General features: G+C 64.7%; 16 protein-coding genes. 7 read left to right on the forward strand and 9 right to left on the reverse strand.

The window, feature by feature from the left end; translation table 11 throughout:
• Positions 1-180: 180 nt before the first annotated feature.
• Both ACRANW_RS15575 and ACRANW_RS15580 read left to right on the forward strand, forming a co-directional pair.
• On the forward strand, positions 181-543 hold the full coding sequence (locus tag ACRANW_RS15575) for an antitoxin Xre/MbcA/ParS toxin-binding domain-containing protein (RefSeq protein ID WP_110300220.1): 363 nt from the start codon (positions 181-183) through the stop codon (positions 541-543).
• Positions 540-1,073: an RES family NAD+ phosphorylase gene (locus tag ACRANW_RS15580; protein ID WP_479434021.1), complete on the forward strand. Its 534-nt coding sequence runs from the start codon at positions 540-542 to the stop codon at positions 1,071-1,073. The genes ACRANW_RS15575 and ACRANW_RS15580 overlap by 4 nt, the downstream gene beginning before the upstream one ends.
• Before the next feature lie 105 nt (positions 1,074-1,178).
• Here the strand turns inward: ACRANW_RS15580 and ACRANW_RS15585 are convergent, their stop codons facing one another.
• Both ACRANW_RS15585 and ACRANW_RS15590 read right to left on the reverse strand, forming a co-directional pair.
• Positions 1,179-1,487 (reverse strand): hypothetical protein, encoded by a 309-nt coding sequence (locus ACRANW_RS15585; RefSeq protein ID WP_479434022.1) that lies wholly within the window; start codon positions 1,485-1,487, stop codon positions 1,179-1,181.
• A 190-nt stretch (positions 1,488-1,677) separates the two neighbouring features.
• Positions 1,678-4,629 carry a Tn3 family transposase gene (locus ACRANW_RS15590; RefSeq protein ID WP_479434023.1) on the reverse strand — a complete coding sequence of 984 codons (2,952 nt, stop codon included), beginning with the start codon at positions 4,627-4,629 and terminating at the stop codon, positions 1,678-1,680.
• Between the two features lie 128 nt (positions 4,630-4,757).
• Here ACRANW_RS15590 and ACRANW_RS15595 point away from each other — a divergent pair, with 128 nt between their 5' ends.
• A complete protein-coding gene (locus ACRANW_RS15595; protein ID WP_479434024.1) occupies positions 4,758-5,345 on the forward strand; it encodes a recombinase family protein in 588 nt (195 codons plus the stop codon).
• Positions 5,346-5,438: 93 nt separating this feature from the next.
• Here the strand turns inward: ACRANW_RS15595 and ACRANW_RS15600 are convergent, their stop codons facing one another.
• Positions 5,439-6,515 carry an aldo/keto reductase gene (locus ACRANW_RS15600; protein WP_479434025.1) on the reverse strand — a complete coding sequence of 359 codons (1,077 nt, stop codon included), beginning with the start codon at positions 6,513-6,515 and terminating at the stop codon, positions 5,439-5,441.
• A 79-nt stretch (positions 6,516-6,594) separates the two neighbouring features.
• Between ACRANW_RS15600 and ACRANW_RS15605 the strand changes: the two genes are divergently transcribed.
• From ACRANW_RS15605 to ACRANW_RS15615, 3 genes are all read left to right on the forward strand, one after another.
• Complete coding sequence (locus tag ACRANW_RS15605) at positions 6,595-7,218, forward strand: TetR/AcrR family transcriptional regulator (RefSeq protein ID WP_479434026.1); 624 nt, start codon at positions 6,595-6,597, stop codon at positions 7,216-7,218.
• A 202-nt stretch (positions 7,219-7,420) separates the two neighbouring features.
• Positions 7,421-9,547 carry a TonB-dependent receptor gene (locus ACRANW_RS15610; protein ID WP_479434027.1) on the forward strand — a complete coding sequence of 709 codons (2,127 nt, stop codon included), beginning with the start codon at positions 7,421-7,423 and terminating at the stop codon, positions 9,545-9,547.
• Positions 9,547-10,653 carry a PepSY-associated TM helix domain-containing protein gene (locus tag ACRANW_RS15615; protein ID WP_479434028.1) on the forward strand — a complete coding sequence of 369 codons (1,107 nt, stop codon included), beginning with the start codon at positions 9,547-9,549 and terminating at the stop codon, positions 10,651-10,653. Before ACRANW_RS15610 ends, ACRANW_RS15615 begins: the two co-directional genes overlap by 1 nt.
• On the opposite strand, the gene ACRANW_RS15620 is transcribed toward ACRANW_RS15615, so the two are convergent.
• Genes ACRANW_RS15620 through ACRANW_RS15645 form a run of 6 tightly spaced genes read right to left on the reverse strand, consistent with a single transcriptional unit; the run spans position 10,654 to position 14,264 of the window.
• Positions 10,654-11,298, reverse strand: a complete 645-nt coding sequence (locus tag ACRANW_RS15620; RefSeq protein ID WP_479434029.1) for an NrsF family protein — start codon at positions 11,296-11,298, stop codon at positions 10,654-10,656.
• Positions 11,299-11,302: 4 nt separating this feature from the next.
• The gene (locus ACRANW_RS15625) at positions 11,303-11,827 is read right to left on the reverse strand and encodes a sigma-70 family RNA polymerase sigma factor (protein ID WP_479434030.1); all 525 of its coding nucleotides are present in this window, start codon (positions 11,825-11,827) and stop codon (positions 11,303-11,305) included.
• Entirely contained in the window at positions 11,824-12,282 is a 459-nt protein-coding gene (locus ACRANW_RS15630; RefSeq protein ID WP_479434031.1) for a DoxX family protein, read from the reverse strand. Before ACRANW_RS15630 ends, ACRANW_RS15625 begins: the two co-directional genes overlap by 4 nt.
• 21 nt (positions 12,283-12,303) lie before the next feature.
• A complete protein-coding gene (locus ACRANW_RS15635) occupies positions 12,304-13,041 on the reverse strand; it encodes an HvfC/BufC family peptide modification chaperone (RefSeq protein ID WP_479434032.1) in 738 nt (245 codons plus the stop codon).
• Entirely contained in the window at positions 13,028-13,930 is a 903-nt protein-coding gene (gene bufB / locus ACRANW_RS15640; protein ID WP_479434033.1) for an MNIO family bufferin maturase, read from the reverse strand. The genes ACRANW_RS15635 and bufB overlap by 14 nt, the downstream gene beginning before the upstream one ends.
• Positions 13,931-13,949: 19 nt before the next feature.
• A complete protein-coding gene (locus tag ACRANW_RS15645; protein ID WP_479434034.1) occupies positions 13,950-14,264 on the reverse strand; it encodes a BufA1 family periplasmic bufferin-type metallophore in 315 nt (104 codons plus the stop codon).
• Between the two features lie 198 nt (positions 14,265-14,462).
• Between ACRANW_RS15645 and ACRANW_RS15650 the strand changes: the two genes are divergently transcribed.
• Positions 14,463-15,236: a prepilin peptidase gene (locus ACRANW_RS15650; RefSeq protein WP_479434035.1), complete on the forward strand. Its 774-nt coding sequence runs from the start codon at positions 14,463-14,465 to the stop codon at positions 15,234-15,236.
• Positions 15,237-15,259 lie beyond the last annotated feature (23 nt).

A 15,259-nucleotide genomic window follows, 5' to 3' on the forward strand; every position in this document is an offset into this window, starting at 1 on the left:
ATGCGCGACCCCTCTTCCGGGCATCGCTGCAAAGCATGTGCGCCAGCCAACGGTTTCAGCATCCCGTAGTCCGTGGCCGCGACGAGCTCCCACAATGTTCGCGCCTTCATTGGGATCAGCCTTGACATCCCTAAGGTTGCCGCACACATTGAACACATATGGTGCAATTGGTGAGGCATTATGGCGTCGGCTGCATTTCTAAGCGAGATCACAGGAAAGGATGGCGTATCGCCTGACCGTCTGTCCGGGGCGTTGCGGATCACCAAGTCCGAGCTGGCCGCGGCGGCCGGCCTGTCACGCGATGCGGTCTCCAAGAGCTCACGGTATGGCAGTGTACCCACCCAGACACGGCTGCGCGAGATGAGCGAGATTATCAACCGTGTGATCCCGTGGACCGGAAGTGAACTTGCCGCCTATGCGTGGTATCGTTCGCAGCCCCTGCCCTCTCTGGGCGATGCAACTGCCGAGGAATTGGTTCGTCAAGGACGCGCCGAGCTCGTCCGCAGCTACCTCGCCCGTATCGCACAGGGCGGGTTTGCTTGACGCTGCCGGTTACGCGGTTCGAAGGGCTGGTATATCGCGCGCATCACCCGGGTTGGGCGTTCGATCCCGAATCTGGCGAGGGTGCCCGGATGCATGGCGGCCGGTTCAATAGGCCAAGCACCGCATGCTTTTACACATCGCTGCGCCTTGAGACCGCGTGGCTCGAAGCGCAACAGGGCTTCGCTTTCAAAGCGCAGCCAATGACCCTGTGCAGCTACCGGATCGATTGCAGTGACATCCTCGATCTGACCACGGATGAGGGTCTCGCAGCAGCTTTGTTCACGCGGGCCGAACTCGCATGCGCCTGGGAAGTGCTGGCCGCCGATCGCAAGCCCGTGCCCACCTGGGAGCTCGCTGACCGTCTGATCGAAGCGGGATGCGCTGGAATCATTGTCCCGTCTTTTGCGGCGCGGGCTGGCGAGAGGGATATCAATCTGGTCCTGTGGCGTTGGACGCGAGAAAAGCCGCACAAGGTCACCGTCGTCGACGACGATAATCGCCTGCCCAAAGACCGCTCATCCTGGCAATGAATGCGGAATTGGTCGCACGTGGCCGTATCCAAGTGTAAAATTTGTCGGTCCGGGTACCGATCGTCGGCAAACATTTGGTCGCATGGCATTGGCTCGGTTGGGTTCTCACATTTCGGTTGTGACGCTTGCCCAGATCAAGAACCCCACGAAGCTGAGCATGAGGCAGGTCAGTCCGGCTCCAAGTCGCAAGACTGCCCTCCACCTTTGGGCTTTGGGCCCGCCGATGATGGCATCGCTTCGCCGCCGCTGGGCTCGCATCACGAAAGTCTCTTGTATGATATCGGCAGCGCCGAATGCGAGCAGCGCTGCGGCTACCATGAAAACTGCAGCCCTTATGCCACCGGGAAGCGCAACAGCGAAAAGGATGGCCGCAATCGATACCAGCAATCCCGTAATGCGGATCAGGTCAGCCATTGGAAAGATGCGGTAGAGCCTCAGCTTGCGGCTTGCCCTGAAGCGAATGAGCGGTGCGTTGCACGAGGCACAGATGTGCATGATACGCCGCTCCATCCACGGGCCGACTGATCGGCTGCATCTAGGGCACTGTGCGATGCTGATCCCCGCCGCGATGTTCATGGCCCCTGTGCATTATTCGGACACAGATTCACGGTAGCGGTTTGACGAGCAGCGGCACGAGGCCACTGGCGTCGAGGTCGAGGCGATCGGACCAGACGTAATCGCCGGTGAGATTGATGCGGTCCCAACCAAGCGGCGAGAGCCGGGACAGCATAGCCGGGTCGATCGGCGTCCCGCGACGGCGCATTTCGTCAACGGCGCGACCGAGATATCGGCAGTTGAACAGGATGATCGCAGCGGTGACGAGGTTGAGCGCGGCCGCGCGGGTCTGCTGGTTTTCCAGGCCCCGGTCGCGGAAACGACCGAGCCGGTGAAAGGCGACCGCCCGCGCCAGACTGTTCCGCGCCTCGCCCTTGTTCAATTCGGCGGTGACAGTGCGGCGCAACGCGGGATCTTCGAACCAGCGCAGTGTGAACAGCGTCCGATCGATCCGCCCGACCTCGCGAAGTGCCGCGGCAAGGCTGTTCTGCTGGCGGTAGGCGGACAACTTCTTCAAAATCAACGATGGCGTGACGGTGCGGTCGCGCATCGCGCCGATGACACGTTCGATATCCGCCCAGTGGCTGACGATCAGGTCCCGGTTTAGCCTGTGTCCGAACAGCGGCGCGAGCCTGCCATAACGCTTCGAGGGCTCAAAGGCGTAGAGGCGCCGATCTGACAGGCGGGGGATGCGCGGCTCGAAATCGAGCCCGAGCAGGTGCATCGTGGCGAACACGATGTCGGAAACACCGCCTCCATCGACGTGCAGCGCGGTCAGATCGGCGTTGCTATTATGACCAAGGATGCCGTCGAGCGCATGGATGGCCTCTCCAGCCGTGCCGGCGATCACCGTCTGGTGAAGTGGCGCATACCGATCGGTGATGGTGGTGTAGATCTTGACCACCGGGTCGCGACCATAATGCGCGTTGACCGCTCCGCCAGCTTCTCCTGGTCCGCCCAGATAGAACGCCTGGCCATCTGCGGACGCCCGGTGCCCCTGCCCGAACCAGGCCGCGATCGGCTCGGTGTGGATGGCATCGGTCAGACAGGCGAGCGCCGCCCGAAAGGTTTCCTCGCGCATGTGCCATGTCTGCATGCGCAGGAGCGCGCGGCGTGACCCTGCGCCGCATACCTCGGCCATGCGCGACAGTCCGAGATTGGTCGCCTCGGCAATCAGGGTGGCGAGGAAGGCGCGCTCGTCAGCAGGCGGCAACCCGGTCGAAACGTGACTGAAATGGCGGGTGAAGCCGGTCCAGCGTTCGACCTGCGTCAGCACGTCAGTGATACGGGTAGCAGGCAGCATGCCGTAACATGCAAGCGTCAGGTGCCGCCCTTCGTCCTGCCCGCCGCCATCATCCTTCTGCTCTTTGGGAAAGCGTAATCTCTCCCCGGCGAACAGGGCGGCATCACGCCCGTCCAAGTTGCGGGCGACGCCGCGCAAGGCGCTGTCGAGTTGTCCAGCGCGCTGGTCGAGCCATGCATGTGGATCGCCGAGTGAGAACGGCGGTTTGAACGTTGCGCTTGGCGATGGCGCGAGCAGCACGTCCAGCGACCGGTGCATCCGCGACGTCGGCACCCAGATATCACCCGATGCCAACGCATTGGCGAGCGCGCCGTAGGTCGCCATCTCCCAATGCGTCCGGTCGATCTTGCCAGCGACCACGACATGGCGTTGCCAGCGCCGCTCGAAATGACCGAGCGGAACGTCGGCGGGAAGCGGTTTACGCCAGTCGCCATCGAGATCCGACAGGACCTTCATAGCGTTGCGCAATGCCGCGGTGCCGGCCCGGCCGTGGAAATCGAGCGCTTGCAGGAACTGTGGTCCTGTCCGTTTGAAGGTCCGGTACTCGGCGGCAATCTCGCTCAGCACATCATCTTTGTGAGGTGCCGCGGTACGACGGATGATCGCGGCATCGGCATCGAGCATGTCGAGAGGCGTGATTTCCCTGACAGCCGCGCCGATATCTTCACCGGCGCGTGCGGCCCGGCTGACTGTTTCCAGCACCGTAGCGATGCGCATCAACCGGTCGCGACCCTCGCGGCCCGAGATCGCGACCCGCTGTTCGAGACGTTTGCGAGCACGAAGGTGAGCGCGCCCCACCAAGGCGCCGAACATGGCGATCGCCGCGTCGGTAAGCGTAGCTTCCAGCTCACGCAGCGTGGCAAGCAGGATGACCCGCCTGCGTGCCGGTCGCATCTGTTGGAAAGACTGGGCGGTATAGCGCACACCTTCGCGGGCGAATTGCGTCAGGCGTGGCTCGTGCTTCGGATCGATTGGAACGCTGGAAATGCCGGTCCAGCGGATCAGCGCGACCTTCCCGAGGATTTCGGTGAGCGAGGCGGACGCCACACGGGGCTCCGGTTCGCGGAGCCAGGACAAGCGGCTCTGTCGATCATGCATCTTGTCATTCACCAGCGTGTCGAGACGCTGACGCATCTCGGTGTCGAGTGTGTCGTCGACCGCAGCGATCAGATCGGTTTCCGCCCGTAGCATCGCTTCAGCCGCGATGCGCTCGACTACGCTGATGCCGGGAATGACGATGCACCGGGTGCGCAGTTCGTCCAGCAGTCGATCGAGCACAATGCGCCCGTCAACGATGGGCATGGCTTCGGTCGCCAGCCAGGCCATCATCGATGTGCGAACTGGGCGGCTCAGATCGGTAAAACCAAACCGGGCCTTGATGGCGGCTAGCTGCTCGTAGCGGGTCGGCGTACGCCGCGCGAAGTCGGCGATGACGCCCGCATCCACCCCGACCTGCTCGGCGATATGGTCGAGCATGATCGCAGGCAACATCTCGCCAGCTCGCAAATGCCGTCCAGGATAGCGCAGACAGCAAAGTTGCAGGGCATAACCCAGCCGGGTCGCCGGGGTGCGTGCGAGACCGATCGCGGCCAGATCTTCTACGTCGAGGCCATGATGTCGCACAACCATCGCCTCGGTGTCGGGCAGCGCCAGGAATGCGACGCGCTGCCGCTCCGTCATTGGAATGCGTGCGGGCATGTTTCATCCTCCAAAAACCTCTTGCCTTTTGGCTGCTTAATGAAAGAGGATTGTGAAAGGCGGAAGGCGGCGGAAATCCGTGTCTGGTGATTCCACCTCCGGATACGGCCGTTTGTGAAAGAGACCGGATGACCCGTGAACCCTATTTGATCGGCTATGCCCGTGTGTCGAAGGGCGACGACCAGTCGAACGCGGCCCAGTGCCGCGCACTCGATGGGGCCGGCTGCAAGCGCGTGTTCGAGGAAACCGCTAGCGGCGGACGGTGGGATCGGCCAAAGCTCCTGGAGATGATCGGCCAGCTGCGCGATGGCGACGTGGTGGTCGTCTGGAAGCTTGACCGGTTGTCGCGCAGTCTGAAGGACATGCTGCACATCATGGAGCGGATCGAGTTGGCGGGGGCAGGCTTCCGCTCGCTGACCGAAGCGATCGACACCACCACGGCCGCGGGGCGCATGATGATGCAGATGGTTGGCAGCTTCGCCGAGTTCGAGCGCGCGATGATCCGCGAACGCACCAGTGCCGGCCTCGCCCAAGCTCGCGCAGAGGGGCGGATCGGCGGACGCCGACGCAAGCTGGCCGACAAGCAGCGCCGTGAGATCGCAGAGTCCGTCGTCTCTGGCCGCAAGTCGGGTGCGGAGATGGCGCGGCTCTATGGCGTCAGCGAGCCCACCGTTTCGCGGATCGTGGCCGCCCACCGGCAACAGCAAGGAAAGTAACACGAAACACGGTCATTACCTGTTCGCCGTCATGAAATTCGCCAAGGCGCAAGCCTGACGGGAGGCATGTAGCTCCTACACGCCTCTACTCTATCACTCTCCCCACCCGGTTACATTGTGCCCGCCAAAGATCATACGACGAATGAATGGTTGCACCAAAGACGAGCTGAAGCCGGGCGGAGGCGCGCTTGCTTCGTCGAGTCGTTTCATTTGTTCGGTGGTGAGTTGGATGTCGGTAGCGGCGATATTGCTTTCTAGCTGAGATACCTTGCTGGCGCCAATCAGCGTAGAGGCGACACCGGGACGGGCCATCGTCCACGCGAGCGCCACCTGCGCCGCTGGCCGATCAAGTTCGGTCGCGACCCCCTTCAGGACATCGAGAATATCCCAATTCCGATCGACGAACTTGCTGTTGCCGAACGGGTTCGCCCCGCTCAGCCGACCAGTGTCGCTGGTGTCCCCGCGCGCATATTTGCCGGTCAAGAAACCACCCGCGAGCGGGCTCCACGGCATGACGCCCATCGCGCTTTCGTGCGCTGCTGGGAAGTGCTCACCTTCGACGTCACGCGCGACCAGCGAATATTCGAGTTGCATCGCGATAGGGCTGGGCACGCGGCGTTCGGCGGCAATCGTCGCCGCCTTTATTGCCAGCCAAGCGGGCATATCCGACAGGCCGTAATAGCGTATCTTGCCCAAGCGGACGAGATCACCGAGCGTCTGGACGATCTCCTCGATGGGGGTGACGCCGTCCCATATGTGCATCCAGTAGAGGTCGACATAGTCGGTGCCGAGCCGCTTTAGCGAGGCGTCGAGCGCACGATGGATGTTCTTCCCGCCCGCACCGCCTGCATTGGGGTTCCCGCCTCCGGCTTGGGTGGCGGTCAGCGGGCTTGCCGAGCCGTTGAACCCGAATTTGGTCGCCAAGACGATCTCGTCGCGTATGCCGCTTTCGGCGACGAACCGGCCTACCAGCGTCTCGCTCTCGCCGCCCGAATAGATATCGGCGGTGTCGATGAAATTGCCGCCTGCCGCGCGATAGGCGTCAAAGATCGCTCTCGATGTCCGTTCATCGGCACCCCATTCGCCTGGACCAAACGTCATCGTTCCGAGCGCGAGCGGACTGACGACAAGACCGGAACGGCCAAGCGTACGGAAATCGGTAAGGGACATGAGACTACTTTCCTAGCGTTCGATACGAAACCCATGCTAGTCCCGCTGAAGCACGTCAACTTGTTTCAAAGCGATCACTATGGAATGTCCGGAAACATCTACATCGTCCCGGCGCAAAACAGGCAGGCCTCTGTCGTTCGACCGCGATGCCGCACTAGAAAAAGCCATGCTGACCTTCTGGGGGCATGGCTACGAGACGACATCAATCGTCGATCTCACGAACGCGATGGGAGTAACGGCACCCAGCCTGTATGCCGCGTTCGGCGACAAGAAGAGGCTGTTTCTTGAAGCGGTACGCCGCTACGCCGGCGATCCCGAGGCGACGGCACAGGCGATCAATGGCGCCCCGGATGCCTACCACGCCGCACACACGATGCTGACTAGTGCCGCTATCGCCTATACGGGAGAAGTGACACCCAGAGGATGCCTGCTGGCCAGCGCTACCGCCAGCGGATCGGCCGCATCGCACGATGTTCAAAACATGATTGGCGACATCCGTCGTTCGATAATGGCGTGTTTCGAGGCCCGGATCAGGCGCGACGTGGCGAATGGGTCGCTCCCGCACGCCACCGACCCATCCGCTCTGGCTGGGCTTGTTATGGCTATCGCACAGGGCATGTCAGTTTTGGCACGCGACGGGGCATCGCGCGATTCCCTACTCGCTATCGTAGACACCGCGCTCGTCACGTGGCCGCGCGATTGAGATCAACCCCTCATTACGTGATATAAATGGGGAGGTTCGCACGCCGAAATATCGATCGCGCTTGGCTACCGTGAATCTGTGTCCGAATAATGCACAGGGGCCAATACCGGCTGAAAGCTGCGAACATCGCGAAATGAGGCATTGCGTTATTGAGAATCATTCGTAAGACGTGTTGCGAATGATTCTCAGGAACAAATGACCTATGCGCTTTGCCTTATTGCTCTCCGCCGCACTGCTCCCCCTCGCCTCTGCCGGTCAGGTCTTTGCTCAGACAACCGAACCATTGCCGGCCGATGAGGATACAACGGCAGAGCCGATCATCGTCACCGCAGCGCGCACCAACCTCCCGATCACCGCCCTGCCGCTGACCGCCGAGGTGATCGACCGCGAGACCTTGCAGCGCCAACTGCTGATCTCGGGCTCGGTGGTCGATGCAGTCGCCGCGCTTACCCCCAGCTTCAGCCCTTCACGCCAGAAGCTCACCGGGCAGGGCGAGACATTGCGCGGCCGCTCACCGCTGTTCGCGATCGATGGCATCCCCCAGACCGCCCCCTTGCGTGACGGGTCGCGCGACGGGTTCACCATCGATCCGTTCTTCATCGACCGGGTCGAGCTTATTCTCGGCTCCAACGCATTGCAGGGCATCGGCGGCACCGGCGGGGTGATCAACCAAGTCACCGTCTCCGCCCCGGCCGAAGACGGCTGGAGCGCGCGCACGATCCTGCAAGGCACTGCCGAGAACGGCTTTCGCGATGATGGCTTCGGCGGAAAGGTCGGCGCGCTGATCGCCAATCGCTCGGGCGCGTTCGATGTCGTCGTGGGCGCGGCTTACGAACGCCGCGGGGTGTTCCGCGACGCACGCGAACGCCGCATCGCGCCCGACGGGACGCAAGGCGATCTGATGGATTCCGATAGCCTCAGCTTCTTCGCCAAGGCAGGCGTGGAGCTCGGCGCGGGCGTGCGGATCGAGGCGATGGGCCAGCGGTTCCGGTTGCAGGGCGAAGGCGATCTGATCGCGGTCGCGGGCAACCGGCTCACCGGCCTGCCCTCCACCGGCGCGCCCGGGGTCGTTCCCGGCGATGCGCCCGAGAACCTTGCAGAAAGCCTTGCGCTGACGCTCACTGCCGACGATCTGGCGGGCGGCGCGCTCAGAGTGCGCGGGTTCTGGAACCGCACCGCCGATATCTATGGCGGCGGCACCTTCGCCGACTTTCAGGACCCGGCGATTGCCCCGCTCGGCACGCTGTTCGACCAGTCGCAGAACATCAGCCGCAAATGGGGCGTCAATGCCAGCTGGGAACGCGGGTTCGGGCCATTGAACCTTGTCGCCGGCGTCGACCTGCTCAACGATTCCACCGTGCAGAAACTCGCCGCGACCGACCGCGTCTGGGTGCCGCCGACCGATTACCGCAGCATCGCGCCGTTCGGCCAAGCCAACCTCGCGCTGTGGGATGGCAAATTGCGCCTGGCAGGCGGCGTGCGGTGGGAGAATGTCGAGATCGACATCCCCGACTACCAGACCCTGTGGTTCTACGGCCCGCAGCAGGTCGGCGGCGGTTCGCCGCGGTTCGACCGGGTGCTGCCCAATGGCGGGATCGTGGTCGAACCGGCCCCCGGTATTCGCGCTTATGCCAGCTACGCGCAAGGCTACACCGTGCCCGATGTCGGCCGGATCACCCGCGCGATCCGCACGCCGGGGGTGGACCTCGATACCTTTCTCGACATCGCCCCTGTCGTGGCGGACAACCGCGAGATCGGGTTCGAAGTGACGCGCGGACCGATCGAAGCGAGCGCCACCTATTTCTGGTCGGACAGCGACGAGGGGCAGCTGCTGGTGCTGGTCGGCGACGTGTTCGAGGTGCAGCGCCAGCAAATCGAGATCCAAGGTCTGGAACTGAACCTCAGCACCGCCACGCCGATCGAAGGTCTGCGCATCGGGCTCGGCTACGCGCACCTCGACGGCCGGGTCGACACCGACGATGACGGGGTAGTGAACGCCGATCTCGATGGCGCGAACATCGGCCCGGACCGGCTGAACCTTTCGGCCGACTGGGCGCTGGGACCGGTGAACCTGCGGCTGCAATCGCGCACCCATTTTGCAAAGCGGTTCGACGGCGGCGATCCGCGCAACGACTTTGGTGGTTACCACTTGCTCGATGGCGCGATCAGCGTTGCGACCCGCAGGGGCAGTGTCAGCCTTTCGGGCCAGAACCTGCTCGACCGGCAGTATATCGACTACAACAGCGACACCCAGCGCCCGGCCGACAACCTGCGGTTCTTCGCCGGGCGCGGGCGGTCGGTGACGCTCGGCTGGCTCGGCAGCTTCTGATGCGGCGGGTGCTCGGCATCGCGCATCGCTGGCTTGGAGGGGTGGTCGGCCTCGGGCTGGCGGTGCTCGGGCTGTCGGGCGCGGCGCTGCTCTGGAAGCCGTGGTGGGTCGGCGTCGCGCAGACCGCCCGCGCGCCGACCGAGCCCGAAATCCTGGCGATGATCGCCGGGGCCGAGCAGCTGGGGGCGACCTACTTGACGCTCCCCTCGGCGGAATTCGGCGCGGCGCAGGCCGGACTGCCCGCAGGCGGCGGGGCCTATCTAGCGCATGACGGCGCGCTGCTCGCGCGGTGGGACAGCGTGTGGGACCGGCCCGAAACGCTGCTGTTCGATCTCCATCACCATCTGCTGATCGGCGACACCGGCGAGCTGATCAGCGGCTGGCTCGGCATCGCGGCGCTGCTGTTTGCGGTGACCGGGCTGATCCTGTGGTGGCCGACCCGGCGCACCTTCGCGTGGCGCGCGTTGCCAACGCGAATGACCCGCCCGGCGATCATCCGTCATCACCGCGATATCGGCGCAGTGCTGGCGCTGCCGATCATCCTTGCTGCCGTCACCGGCGCGCTGATGGTGCTGAAACCGCTCGGCGATGTCGTGCTGGCCCCGCTCTCCCCGGCGGCCGAGGTGGCGGCATGGCAGGCCGATCCGCCTGCTCCGCGAAGCGCCAGCGCCAGCGCCGCCGCCGACTCCGCCGCCGATTGGCCCGCGCTGATCGGCGCTGCACGCGCCCGCTTTCCCGATGGCGAGGCGCGGATGATCGTCTGGCCCAAGGCGCAAAGTGAGGCGGTGACGATCAGATTGCGGCGTCCGCAGGAATGGCATCCCAACGGCCGCACCACGCTGACCCTGGCAGGCGATGGCACCGTGCTGATGGCGCGCGACGCCGAGGCCGCGCCGCTGGCGCTGCGCGTGCGCAATGCGCTCTATCCGCTGCACTCAGCGCGGATGGCGGGGAGCGCGATGGCGTTACCGTTGCGGATCGTGATGACGCTGGCGGGGCTCGGCCTCGGATTGCTGGGGAGCCTTGCGGTCGTTACCTTCTGGCGTCGCCGATTGCCCGCGCGCGCCGCGTCGCCTGCGGTGCCGCGCGGGGTTGGCGCGGGCTGATCACCAGCGGATCAGGCGCGGCACCAGCGCGCGCCCGGCCGCCGCCATCGTCAGCACCACCGCGCTGTGCCAGATGCCGATATGGACGATGTCGTTGTCCGGGCAATGGAGTGAAAAGGCGAAGATGCCGAACGCCCCGGCTGCCACGCCCGCGACCAGCCCGGCCCGGTCGGGCGCGGTCGGCGCGCCGCGGCGCAGCCACCACACAAGCATCCCGAACACAAGCAGTGAGCCCGTGCCGCCGACAACAAAGCACTCCGTCCCGTGGCGCATGCTTTCGGACCAGACCATGTCCGAGCCGCGGCTCAGCGCAACGATCAGCCCGGCGAGCGGCAGCAGCCCCGCCATCCCCGCCGCCCAGCGCCAGCCGCTGTGATCGCTGCCTACCTGGGGGCGGCTCATCATCACCACGGTTACCGTCGCCGCCAGTGCCAGACCGAGGAACAGCCCGGTCGCCACCAGATGCATCGGATTGACGTTGCCCGCCGCAAGATCGCCGCGCAGGCCATAAAGCCACACCACCACCGCCGCCGAGGTCAAGGATGCTGCCAGCGCCAGCGCCATCCCGTCACCAAAGCGCAGCGGCCTCACCGGTTGAAGCTCGCCCACCAGCTCGGCGATCAGGGCATCGGAAGTGCGGGGCATCGGTTCAGTCTTTCTCGATCATGTGGGCCAGCTTCTTCAGGCCCCGGTGGATGTTCACTTTAACGAGCGATTCGCTCTGCCCGGTCGCCGCCGAAGCTTCGGCGATGGTCAGGCCTTCGATCTTGACCAGCGCGATCGCGCGTTCCTGCGCTTCGGGCAGCAGCCCGAGCAGCCGGTCGATACTGATACGCGCGGAGATTGCCGGTTCGTCATCGGTGCCGATCAACTCCTCATGCAGTTCGTGCTCGCTGGCGCGGTAGAGACGGCGCAGGTGATCGACCCAGCGATAGCGCGCAATCGCCGCCAGCCATGGCAGGAACGGACGGGTCGAATCCCACGAGGCGCGCTTGGTATGCAGCGCGATCAGCGTCTCCTGCACCAGATCGTCGAGGCTCGAGGGCGCGATGCGGCGGCTGTAATAACCGCGCAGCCAGCGCTGGCACGCCTCGAGAAGCGCAGCGTAAGCCTGCTTGTCGCCCTGCTGGCTCATCACCATCATCCGCGCGAGCGAGGCTTCGTCGGCTCTCATGCGCCGCGCGCCTTCAGCAATGCCGCATCCAGGCTGAACATCCCGCCGCCGCGCACGATCAACGTAAGCGCCAGCGCGGCCCACACCGCATGCACGCTCCACCAGGCTTCGGGATAAACGAAAATCTGGATCACCATGGTCATCACCAACAGCGCCAGAGCAGACAGGCGCGTGAACAGGCCCAGCACCAGCAGGACGGGGAACAGGTGTTCTGCCATGGTTGCCATTTGCGCGGCAAGCTCACTGGGCAGCGGCACGCCCGCATATTCTTCCGAGAACAGGAAATAGGTGGTGTCGCTGATCGTCAGCCAGCTGCCTTCTTCGACCTTGGTCCGGGCCGAGCGCCAGAAGATCCCGGCGAACGCGACGCGCACAAACAGCAGCGCCAATCCTTCGGCCACGCGGCCGCCGATCAGCCCGGTCAGGCGATCATAGGATCGAAGAATGGCTGTCACGTCGTGCCTTTCGCCCCGCAGCTACGCATGGATCAGCGCGCCTGCATTGATGAGCAGCACCACTGCCTGTATTGCTGCTGCAACCGGATCTTCTGCGTCATGCTGTGATTCGCTGCCTATCGTCAGAAGGTTACCGATGGTCTGCGAATTTTCTGCCGCGCCGAGGATTTCGGCCATCAATCCGCTGGCCGGGGCGATCAGGACATCGGCATCGGGGCGGGTGATCAGGATCGCCTCAGCCTCGGCCAAGCCCGCTACCTCGGCACCGATCTGGTCATGCACCAGCACCGCGAACCTGTCTGCCCAAGCCGCAGGGTGGCGGCGCAGTGTGATGTGGAGCAGGTCGTTGGGAGCAAAGCCCGCCAGCGCTGCCAGTTCCAGCGGCGCGCTGTCGGCGGCGTGATAGGCGCGCAGCCACAGCCATTCGAACCGCGCAAGTTCGGCGGCGTTTTCACCCTGCGCGGCCAGAAACGCGGCAAACCCCGCGCCGATCTCGCCATGCGGCTGCGCGGTCACCCCCGCCTCATCGATAAACGCGCGCGACACTGCGTTGAACCGGTCATGCCCGATCACGGCGCGGGTGCGGGGGAAGGTATCCTCCAGCGCGACCAGTCGGGCGTGCGAGATGGTGTTGGCGTGGACCTTCATCCCCGCCAGCACCCGCTCGGGCGAGCCCGCGAACAGATCGTACGGCACATGGTCAGGCCCTTGATCGAGCGCCCGCATCACCGCGCGCTGGCCTTCATCAAGCCGCCGCATCGGCAGGCTCCCGCGCGGTTGCCGCCCGCAGGATCGCGTCAGCCTTGGCAGCCTCGTCCACCAGTTCGCCCCATTCGGGCACATTGGTATCCCATTCGATCAGCACCGGGCGCGGACCGACGCGGCTGATGAAGCGTTCGAACAGGTGCCAGGTCGCGGGCGATACCGCCGAACCGTGATCGTCGATCAGCAGCGTGCCGTGCGGATGATCTTCGCGGGCGTGGCCCGCCAGATGCACTTCGCCGACCAGCGCGGGACTGATCGAATCGACCATCGCAGCGGCATCGAGCCCGAGATTGGTGGCCGAAACCACGATATTGTTGATGTCGAGCAGCAGCCCGCACCCCGCGCGGGCGCATAGCGCCTGGAGGAACGCCGCCTCATCCATCGTATCCCCGGCAAAGGCCAGATAGCGCGACGGGTTCTCGATCAGGATCATGCGCCCAAGCCGGTCCTGCACCCGGCCGACCTGCGCGGCGAATTGATCGAGCGCTTCAGCCGTATAGGGCACCGGCAACAGATCGGGATAATGGTTGCTGGCGCTGCCGCTCCAGCTCAGATGATCGGACACCATCGCCGGGTCATAACGATCGCATAGTGCGGCGAGTTGTTCGAGCTCGGCGGGATCAACGCCGTCGCTGCTGCCGAGTGATAGACCGACCGAATGAAAGCTCAACGGCGCACGCTCGGCAAAGGCGGTCAACCACCGATGCGGCGGGCCGCCCGCGCCGAAGTAATTCTGAGGATGCACCTCGAACCAGCCCGGCAGTAAGGGGGAGTCAAGAATGCCGGCCGATATCAGCGCAAGCGCAGCTTGGTAATGCTGCGGCTTGAGTCCCACCCCGGCGGATTGCGGCAGGGGGTTCATGGATGCGATATCGGCCAGCATTCAAGGCGACCCGAGGGCTTTAGCCCTTCTCGGCCATCGGCTTGTCAGCCATCGGCTTGGTGTTGCCCGCCTTGGCGACCAACGATCCGCCCATTTTGTCGCATTCGCCCTTGGCGACATACTTCCAGGCATTGCCCTGATAGTCGATCGTCGACGTGCCCGCGCAGCTTGTGCCGGGGCCGGCAGCGCAATCGTTCTTGCCCTTGAGCGAAACACCGTAGCACTTTTCCTTGGCGCCCTTGGCCTGGGCAGCGGCGGGGGCAGCAGTGACGATCAGCGATGCTGCGGCGAGCGATGCCAGCGAGGCGGCGGCGATACCGAGTGTCGATTTCATGCGGTGGTTCCCTTCTCTAGATCCTCGTGCGCCCGTCTGGCCCACATCGATCGGTTCGCGCGCGACCGCGCCTTGGTTACAGGAAAAATGACATATTGCGGCGCAGCCTGATATGGCCATTTCGATCATGATGCGCTTCGCCGCCAACCCGCTGCCGACCGGCCACGCCTTACACCCTGCGCGGTTCGGGAATGCACGATGATTTCCGATATTCCCCCGGCATTGCTGGCGATATTCGCCGCGCTGGCTGGCGCTGCGATCGGTAGTTTCATCGGCGCGGCACTGGTGCGGCTGCCCGAAGATCGTTCGATCCTGACCGGGGGTTCGGCCTGCGACAGCTGCGGGGCACCGATCGCTGCACGCGATCTGGTGCCGCTGCTGTCGTGGCTGGCGCTGCGCGGACGGTGCCGGGCATGCGGCGCGCAGATCGGGTGGTGGCAACCGGGGTGCGAGATTGGCGGCGCTGTGATCGGGGCGGCAGCGGTACTGATCGCCCCCACCGGGCTGGCGGTGTCGGCGATGATCCTGGGCTGGCAACTCCTGCTGCTGGCGGTGATCGACGCGCGCCACCTGTGGTTGCCGCGCATCCTGGCGGCGCTGCTGGCGACAAGCGGCGCGGCGGCGCTGGGATGGCAGAGCTGGCAGACAGACAGCCTGTTGCCGCTGTGGACAGGCCTTGCAGGCGGCGCTTTGGGGTTTGCGATGCTGTGGAGTGTGGCGCGCGGATACCGGCTGCTGCGCGGGCGCGACGGGATGGGCGGGGGCGACCCGCCCCTGCTCGGGGCAATCGGCGTGTGCATCGGTCCGATGGGCGTGATCGGCACCGTCATCGGGGCGAGCGTGATCGGGCTGGCTGCTGCACTGCTGATGCTGCTGGCCCGCCGTCCGGTTTCAGGCGACACCGCGCTGCCGCTTGGCAGTCTGATGGCGGCGGCGGCTTGGGTCATCTTCCTCGTCGCCGGACACGGATAGCCATTGACGGACCGGCTGGAGTG

Source organism: Erythrobacter sp. 'gip.4 top 5' (assembly GCF_056495765.1).

Excerpts from the sequence above, each read along its gene's own strand:
- ACRANW_RS15650 (WP_479434035.1), top strand. The coding sequence starts at position 14,463 with ATGATTTCCGATATTCCCCCGGCATTGCTGGCGATATTCGCCGCGCTG.
- ACRANW_RS15645 (WP_479434034.1), bottom strand. The coding sequence starts at position 14,264 with ATGAAATCGACACTCGGTATCGCCGCCGCCTCGCTGGCATCGCTCGCC.
- ACRANW_RS15620 (WP_479434029.1), bottom strand. The coding sequence starts at position 11,298 with ATGCCCCGCACTTCCGATGCCCTGATCGCCGAGCTGGTGGGCGAGCTT.
- bufB (WP_479434033.1), bottom strand. The coding sequence starts at position 13,930 with ATGCTGGCCGATATCGCATCCATGAACCCCCTGCCGCAATCCGCCGGG.
- ACRANW_RS15625 (WP_479434030.1), bottom strand. The coding sequence starts at position 11,827 with ATGAGAGCCGACGAAGCCTCGCTCGCGCGGATGATGGTGATGAGCCAG.
- ACRANW_RS15635 (WP_479434032.1), bottom strand. The coding sequence starts at position 13,041 with ATGCGGCGGCTTGATGAAGGCCAGCGCGCGGTGATGCGGGCGCTCGAT.
- ACRANW_RS15590 (WP_479434023.1), bottom strand. The coding sequence starts at position 4,629 with ATGCCCGCACGCATTCCAATGACGGAGCGGCAGCGCGTCGCATTCCTG.
- ACRANW_RS15615 (WP_479434028.1), top strand. The coding sequence starts at position 9,547 with ATGCGGCGGGTGCTCGGCATCGCGCATCGCTGGCTTGGAGGGGTGGTC.
- ACRANW_RS15585 (WP_479434022.1), bottom strand. The coding sequence starts at position 1,487 with ATGGCTGACCTGATCCGCATTACGGGATTGCTGGTATCGATTGCGGCC.
- ACRANW_RS15600 (WP_479434025.1), bottom strand. The coding sequence starts at position 6,515 with ATGTCCCTTACCGATTTCCGTACGCTTGGCCGTTCCGGTCTTGTCGTC.
- ACRANW_RS15610 (WP_479434027.1), top strand. The coding sequence starts at position 7,421 with ATGCGCTTTGCCTTATTGCTCTCCGCCGCACTGCTCCCCCTCGCCTCT.
- ACRANW_RS15605 (WP_479434026.1), top strand. The coding sequence starts at position 6,595 with ATGGAATGTCCGGAAACATCTACATCGTCCCGGCGCAAAACAGGCAGG.
- ACRANW_RS15595 (WP_479434024.1), top strand. The coding sequence starts at position 4,758 with ATGACCCGTGAACCCTATTTGATCGGCTATGCCCGTGTGTCGAAGGGC.
- ACRANW_RS15575 (WP_110300220.1), top strand. The coding sequence starts at position 181 with ATGGCGTCGGCTGCATTTCTAAGCGAGATCACAGGAAAGGATGGCGTA.